General features: G+C 29.6%; 3 protein-coding genes. All 3 read right to left on the bottom strand.

Translation table 11 applies throughout. The features are described from left to right. Positions 1-101 precede the first annotated feature (101 nt). A complete protein-coding gene (locus BLT80_RS19795; RefSeq protein ID WP_092471279.1) occupies positions 102-455 on the bottom strand; it encodes a hypothetical protein in 354 nt (117 codons plus the stop codon). Beyond that, positions 455-742 (bottom strand): hypothetical protein, encoded by a 288-nt coding sequence (locus tag BLT80_RS19790; RefSeq protein ID WP_092471277.1) that lies wholly within the window; start codon positions 740-742, stop codon positions 455-457. The genes BLT80_RS19795 and BLT80_RS19790 overlap by 1 nt, the downstream gene beginning before the upstream one ends. Positions 743-908: 166 nt before the next feature. Continuing rightward, complete coding sequence (locus BLT80_RS19785; protein ID WP_139181121.1) at positions 909-1,379, bottom strand: RnfABCDGE type electron transport complex subunit D; 471 nt, start codon at positions 1,377-1,379, stop codon at positions 909-911. Positions 1,380-1,654 lie beyond the last annotated feature (275 nt).

The raw sequence follows: 1,654 nt of genomic DNA, 5'->3' as shown, positions 1-1,654 counted from the left end.
AAATCTGGGTTAATATTTGATGCAACATATAAAAGTACGCTAGTGAAAAATTAATGGGATTTTACTTGTTTTTTAGCACAGTACTTTGTTGGCAATAGTTTTTATTCCGTTTTTACTGTTTCAGTCAATTCATTAAATATTTTTCTCAATTCAGTCTCTTGGGTAAAATCAAAAATTTCTAATAAAGAACAAACGGTTTCTGCTTCCCACATATTTTGTGCAATATTCCGATTATATTTTTTCAAGAGTTTGTTCAGACTTGTTTTGGTAACAGTTCCTCCAACTTCTTTTTCTAATACAATAATAAATTCATTTAAATTCTTTACGGAAGTTTTCCAATCTCCCAAGTCATTTTCCGCTTCGAGTATTTTTTCCGCAATCTTTTTGTCAGATTCGTTTGCAAATCGATTTTCTTCGATTAAGTCAAACAGTTTATCAAAAGTCAGATTATTCATTACAGTCTGCTTAAAAATTCAATTCCGCCAATCTTTTTTCCTTTTAAAATATCTAAAACTATTTCTCCATTTTCTTTCGAGTACAAAATAATATTCTCGTCAAATTGCCAATCAGAATTAGGTTCATTTGGGTTTTCGGAATAGACAAAATAATAATAAGCCTTACTTTCCTTAAAGCACTTTATGCACTGTTTTAAATTATCGATAATTTCATTTTCCTCTGGAATCTGTTCTTTTGCAATTTCGATTATCCATTCAGGATTATATGGTTCCCATTTTATTTTCATCTAATTATTGCCAACGGTTATGTATATGGAAAGTTGCGTGTTTGTGTGCGAGGATTTTCCGAAGGAAAATCGGAAGCAAGCAAACAAAGCAACTAACATTGGTTAAGCACAAAATAGCAATTTTTTATATACAATGTTACCACACGTTTTTTATTCCGAAATTTTATTAATTCAGCTTTTTATTTTCTAAAATGTCAAATCCAAAAAAACCTTTCCGTGTTTCAAATTCAACAGTTTTATAAAAATCCATTTTATCATAATATTCAGCAAAAAAGATTAACTCTTTTTCTTTGCCTTTATAATTTATGGTAAAAACAGGCTGTTTTTCTCCGTAATGGTATTTAGTTCCAGTTCCTTGAATCCAAGTTCGGTCAACGATTTCATAAGATTCTGTTTTTAAATTTTCGTCAGCGAAATAGTAGTTAGTCAGCATAAAAATTGAGCAGACAATAAAACCAAATCCGATTATGTAATGCATTAACGAGTATAAATACAATCCAATTCCGCTATAATTATAAGTCCGTTTGTAATTTTTAAAATCCATTAAATAACTCAAAACTGCGACGACAATTATTATTGATGCAGGTATTAACCAATTAATAATAGTATTCCGAAAAACTTGTATTTGAAAATACATTAAGATTATTCCTAGGAAGAAAATTGTCGGATAGAATATTTTTAGTTGTTTTTGCGTCATTCCTTAAATGTGTGGTAACGGTTTTGTGTATGATTAGTGGCGTGTTTAAGCACCTAATTTAGCAAATAAAAACCGAATAGAAAATCCGCGAGGATTTTCGTAAGTAGGCGATAACTAGCCATTAATTATACACGTCTTAAGTTTACAATTAATTAAATTTAAGCATAAATCAGAAAAGACAAAAGAGAGGAATAAGGTTAATATACACGCAGAGA

The sequence above is a fragment of the Winogradskyella thalassocola genome (assembly GCF_900099995.1).
Taxonomy (GTDB): Bacteria; Bacteroidota; Bacteroidia; order Flavobacteriales; family Flavobacteriaceae; genus Winogradskyella; species Winogradskyella thalassocola.
Note: the sequence above shows the minus strand (reverse complement) of the source record. Positions and strands in the feature narration are given on the sequence as shown.

What these genes read in the sequence shown, in the direction of transcription:
- BLT80_RS19795 (WP_092471279.1), bottom strand. Translation starts at nt 455, where the DNA reads ATGAATAATCTGACTTTTGATAAACTGTTTGACTTAATCGAAGAAAAT.
- BLT80_RS19790 (WP_092471277.1), bottom strand. Translation starts at nt 742, where the DNA reads ATGAAAATAAAATGGGAACCATATAATCCTGAATGGATAATCGAAATT.
- BLT80_RS19785 (WP_139181121.1), bottom strand. Translation starts at nt 1,379, where the DNA reads ATGTATTTTCAAATACAAGTTTTTCGGAATACTATTATTAATTGGTTA.